Source organism: Streptomyces sp. JN8 (assembly GCF_055808075.1).
Map to the genome: position 1 here is coordinate 549,996 of NZ_CM147852.1, position 14,872 is coordinate 564,867.

Annotated in this window: 14 protein-coding genes and 1 pseudogene; 7 read left to right on the plus strand and 8 right to left on the minus strand. The window is 72.2% G+C overall.

Translation table 11 applies throughout. The annotated features are described in order from the left end of the window. Window positions 1–70: 70 nt before the first annotated feature. The 3 genes from ACY0MR_RS02660 to ACY0MR_RS02670 all read left to right on the plus strand — a co-directional run bounded on the left by ACY0MR_RS02660 (window position 71) and on the right by ACY0MR_RS02670 (window position 1,928). Window positions 71–529, plus strand: a complete 459-nt coding sequence (locus ACY0MR_RS02660) for a Crp/Fnr family transcriptional regulator (RefSeq protein WP_473558811.1) — start codon at window positions 71–73, stop codon at window positions 527–529. 25 nt (window positions 530–554) lie between these two features. Next, entirely contained in the window at window positions 555–1,181 is a 627-nt protein-coding gene (locus ACY0MR_RS02665) for a CBS domain-containing protein (protein ID WP_473558813.1), read from the plus strand. Window positions 1,182–1,247: 66 nt separating this feature from the next. Beyond that, a complete protein-coding gene (locus ACY0MR_RS02670) occupies window positions 1,248–1,928 on the plus strand; it encodes a response regulator (protein ID WP_473558816.1) in 681 nt (226 codons plus the stop codon). 36 nt (window positions 1,929–1,964) lie between these two features. On the opposite strand, the gene ACY0MR_RS02675 is transcribed toward ACY0MR_RS02670, so the two are convergent. From ACY0MR_RS02675 to ACY0MR_RS02695, 5 genes and pseudogenes are all read right to left on the minus strand, one after another. Next, window positions 1,965–3,695, minus strand: coding sequence for a sensor histidine kinase (locus tag ACY0MR_RS02675; RefSeq protein WP_473558818.1), 1,731 nt, complete (start codon window positions 3,693–3,695; stop codon window positions 1,965–1,967). Window positions 3,696–3,746: 51 nt separating this feature from the next. After that, complete coding sequence (locus ACY0MR_RS02680) at window positions 3,747–4,193, minus strand: cation transporting ATPase C-terminal domain-containing protein (RefSeq protein WP_451059177.1); 447 nt, start codon at window positions 4,191–4,193, stop codon at window positions 3,747–3,749. Between the two features lie 115 nt (window positions 4,194–4,308). Next, window positions 4,309–4,494 (minus strand): annotated as a pseudogene (locus ACY0MR_RS02685) (cation-transporting P-type ATPase); the annotation flags it as partial. 7 nt (window positions 4,495–4,501) lie between these two features. Next, window positions 4,502–5,362, minus strand: coding sequence for a universal stress protein (locus tag ACY0MR_RS02690; protein ID WP_473558821.1), 861 nt, complete (start codon window positions 5,360–5,362; stop codon window positions 4,502–4,504). Next, window positions 5,359–6,261 (minus strand): universal stress protein, encoded by a 903-nt coding sequence (locus tag ACY0MR_RS02695; RefSeq protein WP_473558823.1) that lies wholly within the window; start codon window positions 6,259–6,261, stop codon window positions 5,359–5,361. The genes ACY0MR_RS02690 and ACY0MR_RS02695 overlap by 4 nt, the downstream gene beginning before the upstream one ends. Window positions 6,262–6,535: 274 nt before the next feature. Between ACY0MR_RS02695 and ACY0MR_RS02700 the strand changes: the two genes are divergently transcribed. Next, entirely contained in the window at window positions 6,536–7,159 is a 624-nt protein-coding gene (locus ACY0MR_RS02700) for a CBS domain-containing protein (protein WP_473561659.1), read from the plus strand. 22 nt (window positions 7,160–7,181) lie between these two features. Beyond that, window positions 7,182–8,171 carry an Acg family FMN-binding oxidoreductase gene (locus ACY0MR_RS02705; RefSeq protein WP_473558825.1) on the plus strand — a complete coding sequence of 330 codons (990 nt, stop codon included), beginning with the start codon at window positions 7,182–7,184 and terminating at the stop codon, window positions 8,169–8,171. Between the two features lie 8 nt (window positions 8,172–8,179). Here ACY0MR_RS02705 and ACY0MR_RS02710 read toward each other — a convergent pair whose 3' ends face one another. Genes ACY0MR_RS02710 through ACY0MR_RS02720 form a run of 3 tightly spaced genes read right to left on the minus strand, consistent with a single transcriptional unit; the run spans window position 8,180 to window position 12,423 of the window. Beyond that, window positions 8,180–10,570 carry a glycoside hydrolase family 65 protein gene (locus tag ACY0MR_RS02710; RefSeq protein ID WP_473558828.1) on the minus strand — a complete coding sequence of 797 codons (2,391 nt, stop codon included), beginning with the start codon at window positions 10,568–10,570 and terminating at the stop codon, window positions 8,180–8,182. Continuing rightward, window positions 10,567–11,373 (minus strand): HAD family hydrolase, encoded by an 807-nt coding sequence (locus ACY0MR_RS02715; protein ID WP_473558830.1) that lies wholly within the window; start codon window positions 11,371–11,373, stop codon window positions 10,567–10,569. Before ACY0MR_RS02715 ends, ACY0MR_RS02710 begins: the two co-directional genes overlap by 4 nt. A 9-nt stretch (window positions 11,374–11,382) precedes the next feature. Beyond that, window positions 11,383–12,423 carry a zinc-dependent alcohol dehydrogenase family protein gene (locus tag ACY0MR_RS02720; RefSeq protein ID WP_473558832.1) on the minus strand — a complete coding sequence of 347 codons (1,041 nt, stop codon included), beginning with the start codon at window positions 12,421–12,423 and terminating at the stop codon, window positions 11,383–11,385. Window positions 12,424–12,595: 172 nt separating this feature from the next. Here ACY0MR_RS02720 and ACY0MR_RS02725 point away from each other — a divergent pair, with 172 nt between their 5' ends. Together ACY0MR_RS02725 and ACY0MR_RS02730 are read left to right on the plus strand one after the other, a co-directional pair. Then, on the plus strand, window positions 12,596–14,023 hold the full coding sequence (locus ACY0MR_RS02725) for an MBL fold metallo-hydrolase RNA specificity domain-containing protein (protein WP_473558834.1): 1,428 nt from the start codon (window positions 12,596–12,598) through the stop codon (window positions 14,021–14,023). 179 nt (window positions 14,024–14,202) lie between these two features. Further along, entirely contained in the window at window positions 14,203–14,856 is a 654-nt protein-coding gene (locus ACY0MR_RS02730) for a CBS domain-containing protein (protein ID WP_404081408.1), read from the plus strand. The last annotated feature ends 16 nt before the right edge of the window (window positions 14,857–14,872 follow it).

Consider the following 14,872-nt stretch of genomic DNA (forward strand, 5'->3'; position numbering starts at 1 on the left):
GGGCCGTCCGGCCCTCCTCCCCGTCACGCGGGACGGCCAGACTGGGAGTGACGCCGCCCAGGAGGCTCCGATGAGCACACCGCGCAACCCACGGCTCACAGCAGCCCTCTCCGCCGACCAGCTCGACCGGCTGTTGGCGTGCGCCAGACCCGTGGACTTTCCCGAAGAGACCCGGCTGTTCGAGGAAGGCGGGTACGCCGACCGGTTCTGGATCGTCCGGACCGGGACGGCCACCCTGGACGTCCGCGTGCCCGGCCGGCGGCCCGCGGTGGTCGACCGTGTCGACGCCGGCGAACTGCTCGGCTGGTCGTGGCTCTTCGAGCCGTACCGGTGGCGCTTCGGAGCCGAAGCCATGACGCGGGTACGAGCCCACGAGTTCGACGCGGCGACCGTCCGCATGCTGATGGACTCCGATCCGGGATTCGGCTTCACCCTGGACCACTTCGTGGGGCAGATGCTCGCCCACCGGCTCTTCTCGGCACGCGTGCGGCTGCTGGACCTCTACGCCCCCCACGGGAGCGGTCTGTAGGCCCTCACCCCTCAGGGAGGACGCGATGCCCGCTTCCCGCTACACCGTCAGCGACGTCATGACCCACACCGCCATCGCCACCGGCCGGGACGCGCCGTACAAGGAGATCGTCGCGCTCATGGACCAGTGGAAGGTGAGTGCCCTCCCCGTTCTGGAGGGCGAGGGGCGGGTGATCGGGGTCGTGTCGGAGGCCGATCTGCTGCAGAAGGAGGAGTTCCGCGCGGAAGAACCCCGTCCGGACGAGTTCGCCGACGCGTCCAAAGCCGGAGCCGTACGCGCGGGGGAACTCATGTCCAGCCCGGCCGTGACCGTCCATCCCGACGCGACGCTCGCGGAAGCCGCACGGATCATGGCCACACGGAAGGTGAAGCGCCTGCCCGTGGTCAGCGGGGTCGGCATGCTGGAGGGTGTGGTCAGCCGGAGCGACCTGCTGAAGGTGTTCCTCCGCGCGGACGCCGAGATCGAGGAGGACGTCCGCCGTTCCGTCCTCGGCGAGCAGGCCGCCGCCGCGGGGCTGGACGTGAAGGTCACCGACGGAGTGGCGACGGTCCGTGGACCGCTCGCCGATCGGTCGCTGGTGCCGCTGCTTGCCCGTGCCGTGGGGGCGGTGGAGGGCGTCGTCGACGTCCGGATGGATCTCGGCGTGCCATAGGACCCTCCCCTGATGGACACTTTCCGCAGGGGCGGGTTTCCCAACCGATCGATCACAGGGATCGCCATGACGGAGCTGACGGGAGCCACCCCACCCACTCGGGTCTTCCTCGTCGACGATCACGAGGTCGTCCGCCGCGGGCTTCGCGACCTTCTCGACGACGAACCCGACCTCGAGGTGGTCGGTGAGGCGGCGACGGCCGAGCAGGCGCTGGCCAGGGGTCCCGCCCTGCGTCCGGACGTCGCGGTGCTCGACGTCCGGCTCCCCGACGGCGACGGCATCTCCGTGTGCCGGGAGCTGCGCTCCCGTATGCCCGAGCTCGTCTGTCTGATGCTGACGTCGTTCGACGACGAGGACGCTCTCCTCGACGCGATCATGGCCGGGGCGGCCGGGTACGTCCTCAAGCAGATCAAGGGGGCGGACCTCGTGTCGGCCGTGCGGACCGTGGCCACCGGGCAGTCGATGCTGGACCCGGCCACCACGGCCCGGCTGATGCACTCGCTTCGGGCCCCGGAGGCGGCGAGGTCGCCGGAGAACGAGCGGCTCGCGGTGCTGTCCGAGCGGGAACGGTCCGTACTCGACCTCATCGGCGAAGGGCTCACCAACCGGCAGATCGCCAAACGGCTCTACCTGTCGGAGAAGACCGTCAAGAACCACATCTCACGGCTGCTCGGCAAACTCGGCGTGGAACGCCGTGTGCAGGCCGCCGTCATCGCGGCGCAGGCACACGAGCACGAGGACCCGTAGGCGTGCGGTTCGCCTAGCCGGGCCGCGGGCAGGTTCTCACTCCCGCCCTTCCGCCAGGGTGATCCGCCACTCCAGTACCGTACCGCTGCGCGGCTCCGCTCTGGCCCGGACGGAGAGCGTCCCGCCCAGCCGCTCGGCCCGTTCGGAGAGGTTGCGCAGTCCGCTGCGGGGCCCGCCCCGCCCGATGCCGGTACCGTCGTCGCTCACCGTGACCGCCAGCATGCCGTCCTCGGCCACGACCGACACCTCCGCCCTGCCGGCCCGTGCGTGCCGGGCCACGTTGGTCAGCGCCTCGCCGATGACCGCGATCACCTCATCCGCCGCCTCGGGGGGTACGTCCGTGTCGAGGAGGCCCTCCATCCGGAGCGCCGGGGCGAATCCGAGCACGGTCGCTGCCTCGTCGACCGCCTTGACCACACGGCTCCTGAGCCTCGGCGCCCCGACGGTCTGGTGTTCCCGAAGACCGAAGATGGTCGAGCGGATGATCTTGATCGTGGCGTCGAGGTCGTCGATCGCCCGTGTCAGGCGCTCGACGGCCTCCGGATGCTCGACGAACCGGCGGGCGCTCTGCAACGTCATGCCGGTGGCGAAGAGCCGCTGGATCGCGAGGTCGTGCAGGTCACGGGCGATCCGGTCACGGTCCTCCAGGAGGACCACCTGCTCGGCGTCACGGCGACGGTCGGCCAGTTCGAGCGCCAGGGCCGCCTGCCCGGCGAATCCGGGGAGAGCAAGGACCTCGGCTCCCGCGAACGGAGTCCGCCCGTGCCTCCGTGCCAGGATCAGCACCCCGCTGAGCCTCTCCTTGGTGCCGACCGTCACGGCCACCGCGGGCCCGAACCCCGTCCACCGCTCGGGCTGCACCCTGACCTGCGGTTCGTTCTCGACGTCGGCGACGGTCAGCAGCCCCTCCTGTGCGAGGGCCGCCTCGGCCAGCGTTCCTTCCGGGCTCGGCAGGACGACGCCCCGGTGCGCTTCGGACCCCTCACCGCGGGCGAGGGAGCCGCGCAGCTCGCCGCCCGGGCCCACGAGATAGAAGACCCCCAGGTCCGCGGACGCGATGTCCACGGCCTGCTCCAGCATCCTGTCGAGGACCTCGGTCTCCTCCGTGCCCGACAGGAGTGCGTTGGTCAGCTCGGAGCTGGCCGTCAGCCACCGCTGCCGGAGACGGCCCTCCTCGTACAGGCGGGCGTTCTCGATCGCGATGCCCGCCGCCACGGACAGCGTGGTCACGACCGCCTCGTCCTCGGTGTCGAACTCGGCCCCGCCTCGCTTGTCGGTGAGGTAGAGGTTGCCGAACACCTCGTCACGAACCCGGATCGGCATGCCCAGGAAGGTGCGCATCGGCGGGTGGTGGGGCGGGAACCCGTACGAGGCGGGATGCTCGGACAGATCGGCCAGCCGCAGCGGTTCGGGGTGGCGGATCAGTTCACCGAGCAGACCGTGCCCGGAGGGCAGATCGCCGATCTTCGCCCGCAGGTCGTCCCCGATGCCCACGGGGAGGAACTCCGAGAGGTTCTCGTCGTCCCCGATGACCCCGAGGGCTCCGTACTCGGCGTCCACGAGGGTGACGGCCGCCTCCACGATGCCGCGGAGCACCTGGGGCAGGTCGAGTTTCCTGCCCACGGACATGACGGCTTCCAGCAGCCCGTTGAGGCGGTCCCTGGTGCCTCGCACCTCGTCGATGCGTACCTGGACCTCGTCGAGCAGTTCGTCGAGTCGCAGCCGCGGGAGTCTGCCTTCCCCGCGCCCCGGCCTCTCCGACACCATGGCCACCTCCGTCGCCGGCGGGCGCACGGTTCACGCCTGGCGGGCACACCTTCAACGTAGTTCCGGTGTCCCCGGCTCTCCACTCGAAGGCCTCCCGCGGAAGGCGGCGCGGACCGAGCGTGCGGCCAGGAACCCGACGGGGCCGCAGGCCACGGCCGTCCCGACGCCCGCCCAACCGAGCGGCTCGGTCCCCAGCAGCGTGCGCAGGAACGGCACGTACAGCGCCGCCGCCGCGAGGAGGGCGGACACCAGCACGGACAGGGGCAGGAACGGGTTCTTCCGGGTGAACAGCCTGGATCGGAGCCCCAGTGCCACTCCCAGCTGCGCGGCGAGCAGGGCGAGGAAGAGCACGCTCTGCCAGGCCAGGCCGAGTGTCCGGGCGGCGATTCCCGCACCGAGGGAGGCCGCCGTGACGACGACGGCGAGGACCAGGAGCCGCTGCCAGGCGCCTCCGCCGAGAATGCGCGTGCAGGGCCGTGAGGGCCGAGAGCGCGGCAACGGCGTTGTCGGCGCGGATCTCCTGCACCACGCCGACGGTCGTGTTCACGAGGACGACCAGGCCGATCACGATCGCGTCGGGATGGTCGCCGATCGCGAGAGTCAGTGCGACCGCCCCGAGGAGCACCATGATCAGGGGGTCTGTCAGCTGGGCCAGGATCCGCTTGTGGAGCCGCACCGGCCTGCTTGCCGTCACCTCGTTGGGGCCCGTGTCGGCGAGCCGGCGGGCGGCCTCCTTCCGGGTGAGCCCGGTCGTCTCCCGTATCCGTGCGGGCGCGCGGCCCGGTGCCGACCCGGTCATGGCCCGCTCACACGGCGGGAACCGTGATCACCGGGCAGTGGGCGCGGTGCAGCAGCCCGTGCACGACGGAGCCGACGCGCATCCCGGTGTACCCGCCCCGGCCCCGGCGGCCCACGACGAGGGCGAGGGCGTGCTCGGCGGCGGTCGCGAGCGTCTCGACGGGGGACCCGATGGACACCTCGTGGGTGAGCCGGACGTCGGGAAAGCTCTCCGCCCAGCCCGCGGTCGTCTCGGCGAGCAGGCGGCGCTCGGTGTGGAACAGCGTGTCACCGGTGTGCAGGGAGAAGACCGGGGGCTGCCAGACGGCGACGGCCCGGAGCGCGCAGCGTCGGAGGGCGGCTTCCTCGAAGGCCCAGTCCAGGGCTGCTCGTGAGGACTCGCTGCCGTCGACGCCGACCACGAGGTGGGGCGTCTCCTGGGTGACGTGCGGCGCGTCGCCCACGACGGCCACCGGGCAGCGCGCCCGTGCGGTGACCGGCACCACCAGGGAGCCGGCACTCAGGAACTCCTCGGTCCGGCTGAGGTGCCGGGAGCCCAGTACGATCATGGCGGCCTCGGACGACAGACCGTTCAGGACGCCTGCGGGGAACCCGTCGAAGAGGGCGGAGGCGGCCTCGACTGCCGGCTGCCGGGACCGAGCCCAGGCGAGTGCCGTGCGGAGTGTGTCCGCGGCGGCCAGCCGCTGGGCCAGGTGACGCGGTGAGTCGTCGACGTGCTGGGTGTCGTGCCGCGGCGGAACCGCGACCACCAGCCGCAGTCCCGCCCCTCGCGACCCGGCCTCGTCGATGGCCCAGGCGAGGGCCAGATGCCAGTTCTTGACCGGGTCGATGCCGACGACGACGTCGTGGCCGTTCGTGGTGCGCGTCATGACGTCCTCCCGTGTCCAAGGCCCTGCCGGGGGATGAGCTCCACGGGACAGTGGGCGTGCTGCAGCAGGGCGAGCGTGGTCCGGCCGAGGGTGGGTCCGAGGTATCCGGGCGACCGTCGACCACCGACGACCACGAGCTCGGCGTCGTGCGTGGCGTCGAGGAGCGCCCCGGGCACGCTGTGGCTCCTCTGGCCGTCGGCCTGTACCGCCAGTTCCGGGAACCGTTGCTCGATCTGGTCGGTGACGTCCGCCAGCGCACGTACGTGCTCGCGGGCGATCTCCTCGCAGTCCTTGCGCAGCAGGGCGCGCGGGCCGGCCGACAGGCCCGCGTTCCAGATGTGGAGGAGCCGCAGCGGCACCTTGCGCAGCACGGCCTCACGCGCGGCCGCGAGGGCGCAGCCCAGGTCGGCCGCGTCACGGACCGCTGCCAGCACGACGCCCGTCCCGGCGGGTGCGGTGGCCTCTCGGACGACGACCACGGGCGCGGTCGCGGCAGCCACGACGCCGAGTCCGACCGAGCCGAGCAGCAGCGAGGAGAATCCGCCCAGGCCCCGGTGCCCGACGACGATCGTTCCGGTGAGGCCGGCGGCGCGGCGGAGACCGGCGAGGGCGGTGCCCTGGTCGAGTTCCGTGAGAACCACGAGCCCGGGGTGGCGCGCGGCGATCTCCTCGGCCGTCCTGTCGAGCAGCTCTCGCCCTGCCCGTCGGCTCGCGTCGATCTCCGCCCGGGACAGGAACGGGAGCCGGGCGTCCGTGTCCGCCGCGTGGACGACGCACAGACAGGCGCCCCGCAGAGCGGCCTCCTCCGCCGCCCACATCGCCGCCGTACGCGCGGACGGTGAGCCGTCGACGCCGACGACGACGGTGTCGAGACCCGGACGGGACGTGGACGCCGCCATGACTCCTCCTCACACGGTCCGCGAGTCCTCACACGGTCCGCGAGACTCCTTTCCTTCCACCCTTCCCGCCGGAATCGGGTGGCTGAAGGGCCGCTGGGGGCAACGCCGGGGCCAAGGGGCCCACCACCCGGCCGGGGGCGGGTGCCCGGCAGGCCCGGGCCGAGACCCTTCGGTCCTGACCGTGGACCATTCGGCCCTCCCCCGCACGCATCCGCCGAGGAAGGGTGGGGAGGCGGGAGAGCACCCGCCGCACCCCCGGACTGGAGGCATGGCGATGAAGCACATGAAGGTCGGCGGTCTGATGACCGACGACGTGGTTTCCGCCGTCCCCGCGATGTCGTTCCGGGACGTGGCGAAGACGCTCGCCGAACACGACATCAGCGGAGTTCCTGTCGTGGACGGAGACGACCACGTTCTCGGGGTCGTGTCGGAGAGCGACCTCCTGGCCCACCACGACCTGTCCGTGCAGGACTTGATGACGCGGCCGGCCGTCACCGTCCATGCCGAGGAGACGGTCGCCGACGCTGCGCGGCTGATGGTGCGGCGAGGCGTGGAGCGCCTTCCCGTCGTCGACGAGGAGGAACGGCTGGTGGGCATCGTGACCCGCCGTGATCTGCTCCACGTCTACCTCCGGCCGGACGCCGAGATACGGCGCCGGATCCAGGAGGACGTCCTCTCGGATGCCATGGACCTGCCGACCGACGCCGTGGACGTCCATGTCCTCGACGGCGTGGCGACGCTCGCCGGACGTGTCCGTCGACACACCCAGGCACGGATGCTCGTCGAACTCGCCGAGAGGGTGGACGGTGTCGTCGCCGTCGTGGACCGACTGTCCTCCCAGGAGGACGACACGCGACTCTCGTCCTCCACGCGGACTCCGCACGACAGCCTCTGGTGACCCACCGACGACAGGACTCACCGTGTCCACCACACCTCTGACCCGAACGCTCGTGATGTCGCTGGTCGAAGATGCCGTCACCGCCCCCTCGATGCACAACGCGCAGCCGTGGGCGTTCGTCTTCAGGGCGGGCGCGGGCGTCGTCGAACTGCACGGGGACCCGCTGCGCGGCATGCCGCGCCAGGACCCGGACCACCGCGCCCTCCACCTCGGCTGCGGCGCCGCCCTGTTCGGTCTGCGCGTCGGCGCCGCGCACCGGGCCCTGAGGCCGGTGGTGCGGCTGCTGCCCTCACCCGAGGATCCCTGGCACCTCGCGGACGTACGGTTCGACGGTCCGGACGAGGCCGACAGCGATCTGAGGGAGTTCCACGCCGCCCTACCGCGTCGGCACACCAGCCGGTTCCCCTTCTCCGAGGAGGAGATCCCCGCGGAGCTGATGGACGAGCTCCGCGCCGCGGCCCTGCTGGAGGGCTGCCGGCTGGTCGTCCCCGGGGACTGGCACACCGACACCGTCCTGCACCTCGTCCACACCTCGGAGCTGTTCGAAGCAGCGGACAAGGCCGTCCGCGCGGAGATCGCCGCCTGGACGCGCACAGGCGCGGCAGGAGAGGGCTCGGACGCCGAGGGCATCCCCTCGTACGCCTTCGGTCCACGGCAGTACGACGTGACGTCTCCCGTCCGGGACTTCGGCGCTCCCCGCCAGGTACCCGGTCGCGTCTCCGCGCGCTTCGAGAAGAGGCCGCAGATCGCGCTGCTCGGCACGGGCGGGGACACGCCGGAGGAATGGCTGAGGGCCGGCCAGGCCATGCAGCGGGTGCTGCTCCAGGCCACGCTGGACGGTCTCGCCACCTCCCTGATGTCCCAGCCGCTGGAATGGCCCGAACTCCGGTCCGACGCACGCGACCCCCACTCGGCGATGGGCTTCGTCCATATGGTGTTCCGCCTGGGCTACGGCCCCCGGGGGCGGGCCACGCCGCGCCGGGCCGTCGCCGAGGTGCTCACCTTCGACTGATGCCGCGCTCAGAGCCGGAACCACCGCTCCTGCCCCGGTGCGACGCTGAGCTTCCGGTCACCGGGAAGCACGACGGCGAGCGGGCCCTCGGGCGAGTCGGGGACCGTGACGGCGAGCCGCCCGGGGAGCATCCTCAGCCGCACTCCGCGATGGCGGCCGCAGCACAGGGTGAACGTGAACCGCGGGATCTCCGCCAGTGACACCGGCGCCACGCGCAGACCTTCCGGTCCCGTCTCCAGGCCGGTGATGCCACGCTCGACGAGGTCGATCGTGCCGGCCATCGCTCCGAGATGGACGCCTTCCCCGGTCGTACCGCCCTGGACGTCGGCCACATCGGCGAGCAGGGCCTCCTCGCAGTACCGCCACGCGTCCGCGCCCTTCTGCCGGGCCAGCACCCAGCCGTGGACGAGGCTGCTGAGAGTCGACCCGTGGCTGGTGCGCCTCAGGTGGTACGAGACGGTCGCCCGCCACACCTCGTCGTCCAGCGCGTAGCCGAGCCGGTCGAACAGGGCGGCCAGCTCCTCGGGGCGGAAGAGGTAGCCGAGCATGAGTGTGTCAGCCTGTTTGGACGCCTGGTAGCGGTTCACCGTGTCGCCCTCGGCCTCCAGGATCCGGTCGAGTCTGCGGATGTCGCCGTACCGGTCGCGGTAGCGGTGCCAGTCCAGCTGCTCCAGGTCGCCGTAGCCCTCGAACTGGCTGACCACGCCCTGGTGGAAAGGCAGGTACAGGCGGCGGGAGACGTCGTCCCAGCGAGCGAGTTCACCGTCGTCCAGTGACAGCCCCTCCCGGAGTTCCGAGCGGCGGGCCTCGGGCAGCTCCCCGAGGAGGTCGAGGCCGCGGGCGAGGACCCAGGCCGCTGTCGCGTTGGTGTACGCGTTGTCGTCGATCCCCGGGTTCGCGGCGCCGGGGTAGGCGTCGTGGTACTCGTCGGGTCCCACGACCCCGCGGATGCGGTAGCGCTCCAGGGCCGGGTCGAGGGCGGCGGCCCCGGCCCAGAAACGGGCGACCTCCAGGAGGATCTCCGCCCCGGCGGAGTGCAGGAACCCCCGGTCGCCGGTGGCCTGCGCGTACCGCCAGACGTTGTACGCGATGGCGGAGTTCACATGGTGCTGAAGCCTGGAGTGGTCGGGGAGCCAGCGCCCGGACCGCGGGTTGAGGTGCAGGGCCTGGGTCTCCTCCCGGCCCGAACTCGCGCTCTGCCAGGGATACATGGCGCCTTCACGACCGGCTTGACGGGCGGCCGCGCGGGCGGCCGGCAGTCGACGGTGCCGGTACATGAGCAGCGCCCGGGCCACCTCGGGGAAGTGCAGGTTCAGATAGGGCAGGACGAAGAGCTCGTCCCAGAAGACGTGCCCCCGGTACGCCTCACCGTGCAGGCCGCGCGCGGGCACGCCCACATCGAGTTCGGCCGTGTGGGGGGAGAGCGTCTGCAGCAGGTGGAACACGTGCAGCCGCAGGATGCGGCCCACCGCCCCCGGCACGTGCAACTCGGCCTGCTCCCAGATGCGATGCCAGGCCGCCTGATGGGAGGAGAGCAGCCGGGGGAAGCCGGGGGCGCGGAGGAGCGCGTCGACGACCGCGGAGTGCGGGTCGGCGGCGAGCCGGTCCATCGAGGTGTGCAGCGCCAAGGTCTTCACGACCGTCGCCGAACGGCGGGGGGCGAGGGGCAAGCGGTACGTCTGCACGGTGCCGGTCGCCGTGGCCTCGTCCGTCGCGGGCCGTACGGGGCTGGTGACCGTGCGCACGGCGGCGGCGATCCCGATGCCCGGGTCGGCCGTGCGACAGGTGAGCCAGGCGACGGCGCCGGGCTCGCATCCGGCCCGGTGGCCGGTGAGATGCCGTCCTTGCAGATGCCGGTAGCGGTCGACCCCGGAGTTGGTCACGGCGCCGTCGAGGACGGACCGCACCTCGATGTCACCGCTCCATCCGTAGGCGCGGAACAGCGTGCGCTGGGCCGCCAGGCCGGGGTCTCCCATGTGAACGAGGCGGAGGTGGCTGACGCGTAGGCCGCGCCCCTGGGCGTCCTCGAAGAAGAGGCGCCTGGTGAGCACACCCGTCCGCAGGTCGAGGTGGACGTCGTGGTGGCGCAGTGCCCCGTGGTCGGGCGTCAGCCACGCGCCGGCCGGACCGTCGTCCGGAAGGCAGCGGTAGCGCAGCAGCGTCCAGTTCGGAAGGTTGACGAGGTCCTCGTTCTCGACGCGCTCGCCCTCCACGAGCGAGGTGAGCCTGTCGTAGCAGCCGGCCAGATAGGTGCCCGGGTAGTGCGCGCCGCCGGCCGTGCACTCGGGCGCGGAGCCCCGGGTCGCGAACCGGCCGTTGCCCAGGGTGCACAGTGCCTCGACCAGCGGCTCGCGTTCCGCGTCGTACCGGTCGTACCTCCACGTCCACTCCGAGGTCATCCGCGCTCACCCCACACGCTGCGGACCATCGTCGTGAGATCGGGGACCACCAGGTCGGCGCCCTGCTCGCGCAGCGGGCCGGCGGCGCGCCCCCGGGCGGTGCGATCGACGCCGACGACCAGGCCGAAACCGCCGCGTCGCGCCGCCGCCACCCCGGCGAGGGCGTCCTCGGCGACCGCGGTCTCGGGGGGCGGGGCACCGAGGAGGGTGGCCGCCCGCAGGAAGAGCGCGGGATCGGGCTTGCCGGCGAGGCCGAGTCGGGCGGCGTCCTCGCCGTCGACGATCACGGCGAGGAGATCCGCGAGTCCTGCCGCACGGATCAGCTGCCGAGCGTGTCGGGAGGCCGACACGGCAGCGCACGGCACGTCCTCCGAGCGCAGGGCCAGGAGAGCCGGCCGACTGTCGCCGAAGGCCTCGACTCCTTCCTCACGAAGCAGGTCGACGAACGCCAGCTCTTTGCGGGCGGCGACCGCCCATATCGTGGCGCGGCCGGGCGGGTCACCGGGGGTACCCGCCGGAAGCGTGAGGCCCCGGGCTGCGAGGAAGGCCGCCGCTCCGTCGTAACGGGGCCTTCCGTCGACGAACCGCCGGTACTCCTCGTCGGCGTCGAAGGACGGCTGCTCGTCGCCGGCGACCGCGTCCAGGCAGTCGTCCAGCGCGGTCTTCCAGGCCGACGCGTGCAGGCCGGCCGAGTCGAGGAGCACCCCGTCCGTGTCGAGGACGAGGGCACGGGGCGAGCGGGGGCCGGCACCCCGGTCGATTCCCGGACCGCCGCCCGCCGGGCGGTGGTCGACGTCGCTCACTCGCGTCCCCTATGCCCTGCGGAGCGCGACCTTGAGGGCGCCGGTCTCCGCCGCACGCCCGAAGACGTCGTACGCCTCCTCCATCTGCCCCAGGTCGAACCGATGGGTGATCAACGACGCGGACGGCAGTCGGCCGGCTGCCATCATCCGCAGCAGCAGGGGTGTGGACGAGGTGTCCACAAGGCCCGTGGTGATCGTGACGTCCTTGATCCACAGGTCTTCGAGGTGGAGCGCCGCCGGCTTGCCGTGGACACCGATGTTGGCGACCCTCCCCCCGGGCCGCACCATGCGCGTGCACATCTCGAACGCCTCGGGGACGCCCACGGCCTCCATGACGACGTCGGCTCCGAGGCCGTCGGTCAGATCCGCGACCAGTTGTTCCGGTTCCTCGTCGGCGTGGGCCGTGGCGTGCGCGCCGAGGGCGCGGGCGGCGTCCAGCCTCGACTCGGCCAGGTCGACGGCGACGATGTTCCCCGGGCTGTAGAACGCGGCGGTGGCGATGGCGGCGAGCCCGATGGGTCCCGCGCCGACCACGACCACCGTGTCGGCGGGGCGCACGGCGCCGTTCAGCACGCCGACCTCGTAGGCGGTGGGGAAGATGTCCGCGAGCAGGACGGCGTCCTGTCCGTCCGTGGAGTCGCTCAGTGGGTGTACGGACATGTCGGCGAAGGGGACCCGGACGTACTCCGCCTGGGTGCCGTCGATGGTGTGACCGAGGACCCAGCCTCCCCCGCCCCTGCACTGGCCGTAGCGGCCCTCGCGGCAGAAACGGCACCGGCCGCAGGCCGAGATGCAGGAGATCAGGACGCGGTCGCCCGGACGCACGGTGCGCACGTCGGCACCGGCCTCGACCACCGTGCCCACCGCCTCGTGACCGAGCACACGGCCCGGCGTGACCTCCGGAACGTCTCCCTTGAGGATGTGGAGGTCCGTGCCGCAGATGGTGACCACGTCGACCCGCACGATCACGTCGCCCGGATCCGTGACGACCGGATCGGGCACGTCCTCCCAGTCCATGTGGCCCGGCCCCTTGAACACGAGTGCCTTCATGGCGTGCACCCACTTCTCTCGCGCGTCGTTGCGGTCTTCGACACCAGGCTCCGCGGACTCCCCCCTGCGGCGCATGAGCCGGTCGGTCCCCAGTGGGGTCCGGTGGGACCCTCAAGATCGGATCGGCCGGATGCGAAGGTGGAGACCGGCCCCACCCGAAGGAGGGCTGGTCATGTCCGAAGCAGCCCCGAACCCGGCTCCCACCGCCCCTCGCCCGGCGCTCCTGAGCTTCCTGGGCGCAGTGGGGACGGTCACCGGCAGCAAGTTCCTCGTCGAGAGCGACCATGCCCGCATCCTCCTCGACTGCGGTCTCTTCCAGGGTTTCGCGACCCTGCGGCGGCGCAACTGGGAGCGGTTCGCGCGCGACGCCGCGGACGTCGACGCCGTGGTCGTCACCCACGCCCACCTCGACCACTGCGGCTATCTGCCCCGCCTGGTCCGGCAGGGGTTCCGGGGCCCGATCCTCACCACCGCCCACACCGCCCGGCTCGCCGGAATCGTGCTGCGCGACAGCGCCCGCCTCCAGATGGAGGCCGCCCGGCACGCCGACGAGCACGGCTGGTCCAAGCACCGCCCGGCCAAGCCGCTCTACGACGACTCCGACGTCGAGAAGACGCTGTCGTTCTTCGACCCCGTCCCGGTCGGCGAGGACGTCGAGATCACGGCCGGCATCCGGCTCGCCCTCCACCGCGGCGGACACATCCTCGGGTCCGCATGGGCGCACCTGGCCCTGGAGGACGGGCACACCGTGGCCGCCTCCGGAGACCTGGGCCGCCCCGGGCACCCGCTGCTCCTGCCGCCCGAGCCGTTCTCGGGTGCGGACGTGCTCCTCATGGAGTCGACGTACGGAGACCGCCGCCACGACCAGGAGTCCGCGCGGTCGGAGTTCGCCTCCGTGATCGCGCGCGCCCTCGCACGCGACGGCACCGTCGTCATCCCGTCCTTCGCGATCGACCGGACCGAGGTCGTACTGCACGAACTGGGCCTGTTGCGCGAGAAGGGCGTCCTGCCCCGGTCGGTGCCCGTGTACGTGGACAGCCCCATGGCCCTGGCCGCCCTCGACGTCTACCGGGACGCCGTACGGGAGCGCTCGGACGAGCTGCGGCCCGAGATCCTCGCCGAAGGGGAGGCCGCGCTGAGCCCCGAGCCGTTCCTCGCCGCGCGGACGGTCCAGGAATCCATCGACATCAACAGCACGCACGGGCCCGCCGTCATCGTCTCCTCGGCCGGCATGGCGACCGGCGGTCGCGTCCTGCACCACCTCCACCGGCTGCTGCCCGATCCGCGCAACGCGGTCGTCATCGTCGGATTCGCCGCGGCAGGCACCCGGGCGCGGGATCTGGTGGACGGGGTCCGGGCGCTCAAGATGTTCGGTGAGTACGTGCCCGTACGGGCCGAGGTCGCCGACGTACCCCACTTCTCGGCACATGCCGACGCGGACCAGATCATCGACTGGCTGCGCGGCGCCCCTCCCCCGCACACCACCTACCTCGTCCACGGCGAGCCGGCCGCGTCGGAGACCCTGCGCGACCGCATCGACCGGGAGTTGGGCTGGACGGCCGTCGTACCCCGGTCCGGGGAGGCCGTCCTGGTCCGCTGAGGCCGGGCCCTTCGGTCCCCCGGTGTGACCTGCGCGGCCCTGCCGCCGCCCGCGTGCCGCGCGGGAACCTGTGAGGGAAGGGTTGGAGGACACGATGAGCACCCTGCGGACGCTGCTGGACGACCTCATGCCGCGCGTCGGCGCGGAACCCCTGGTGTACGCCCGCTGAGGAGAGAACCATGGCCACTCAGCCGTTCACTGTCGCAGACGTGATGACGAAGAAGGTCGTCGCCGTCCTCCCCGGTGCGGAGTTCAAGGAGATCGCCGCCACCATGGAGCGCTGGAAGGTGACCGCCGTGCCCGTGGTCGAGGGCGAGGGCCGCGTCGTCGGAGTGGTCTCCGAGGCTGATCTGCTCCACAAGGAGGAGTTCCACGACCACCGCCTCGGCATCGTCGAACAGATGCGCCGCCTCGACGCCACCGCCAAAGCCGGCTATCACCGGGCCGAGGACCTGATGACCTCGCCCGCCGTCACCGTCGGCGCCGGGGTGCCATTGCCTCAGGCCGCGCGTCTCATGGCCTCCCATCGCGTGAAGCGGCTCCCGGTCGTCGACGCCGACGGCACGATCCAGGGGATCGTGAGCCGCTCCGACCTCCTCAAGGTCTTCCTCCGTCCGGACGAGGATCTCGCCGCCGAGGTCCGCCACGACGTCATCGAGCACCTGTTCCCGCTCTCCCACCAGCAGGTCGACGTCCGTGTCGACGCCGGAGTCGTCACCCTGGCCGGCGACGTCCGCGACGGCGCCCGCATCCCGCTCGCGGCCCGCCTGGCCCGCGCCGTCGAAGGCGTGGTCGACGTGCGGTGCGAGCTCACCGCTCAGGCCGGGGCGTAGCCATGTCCGGGCCTTC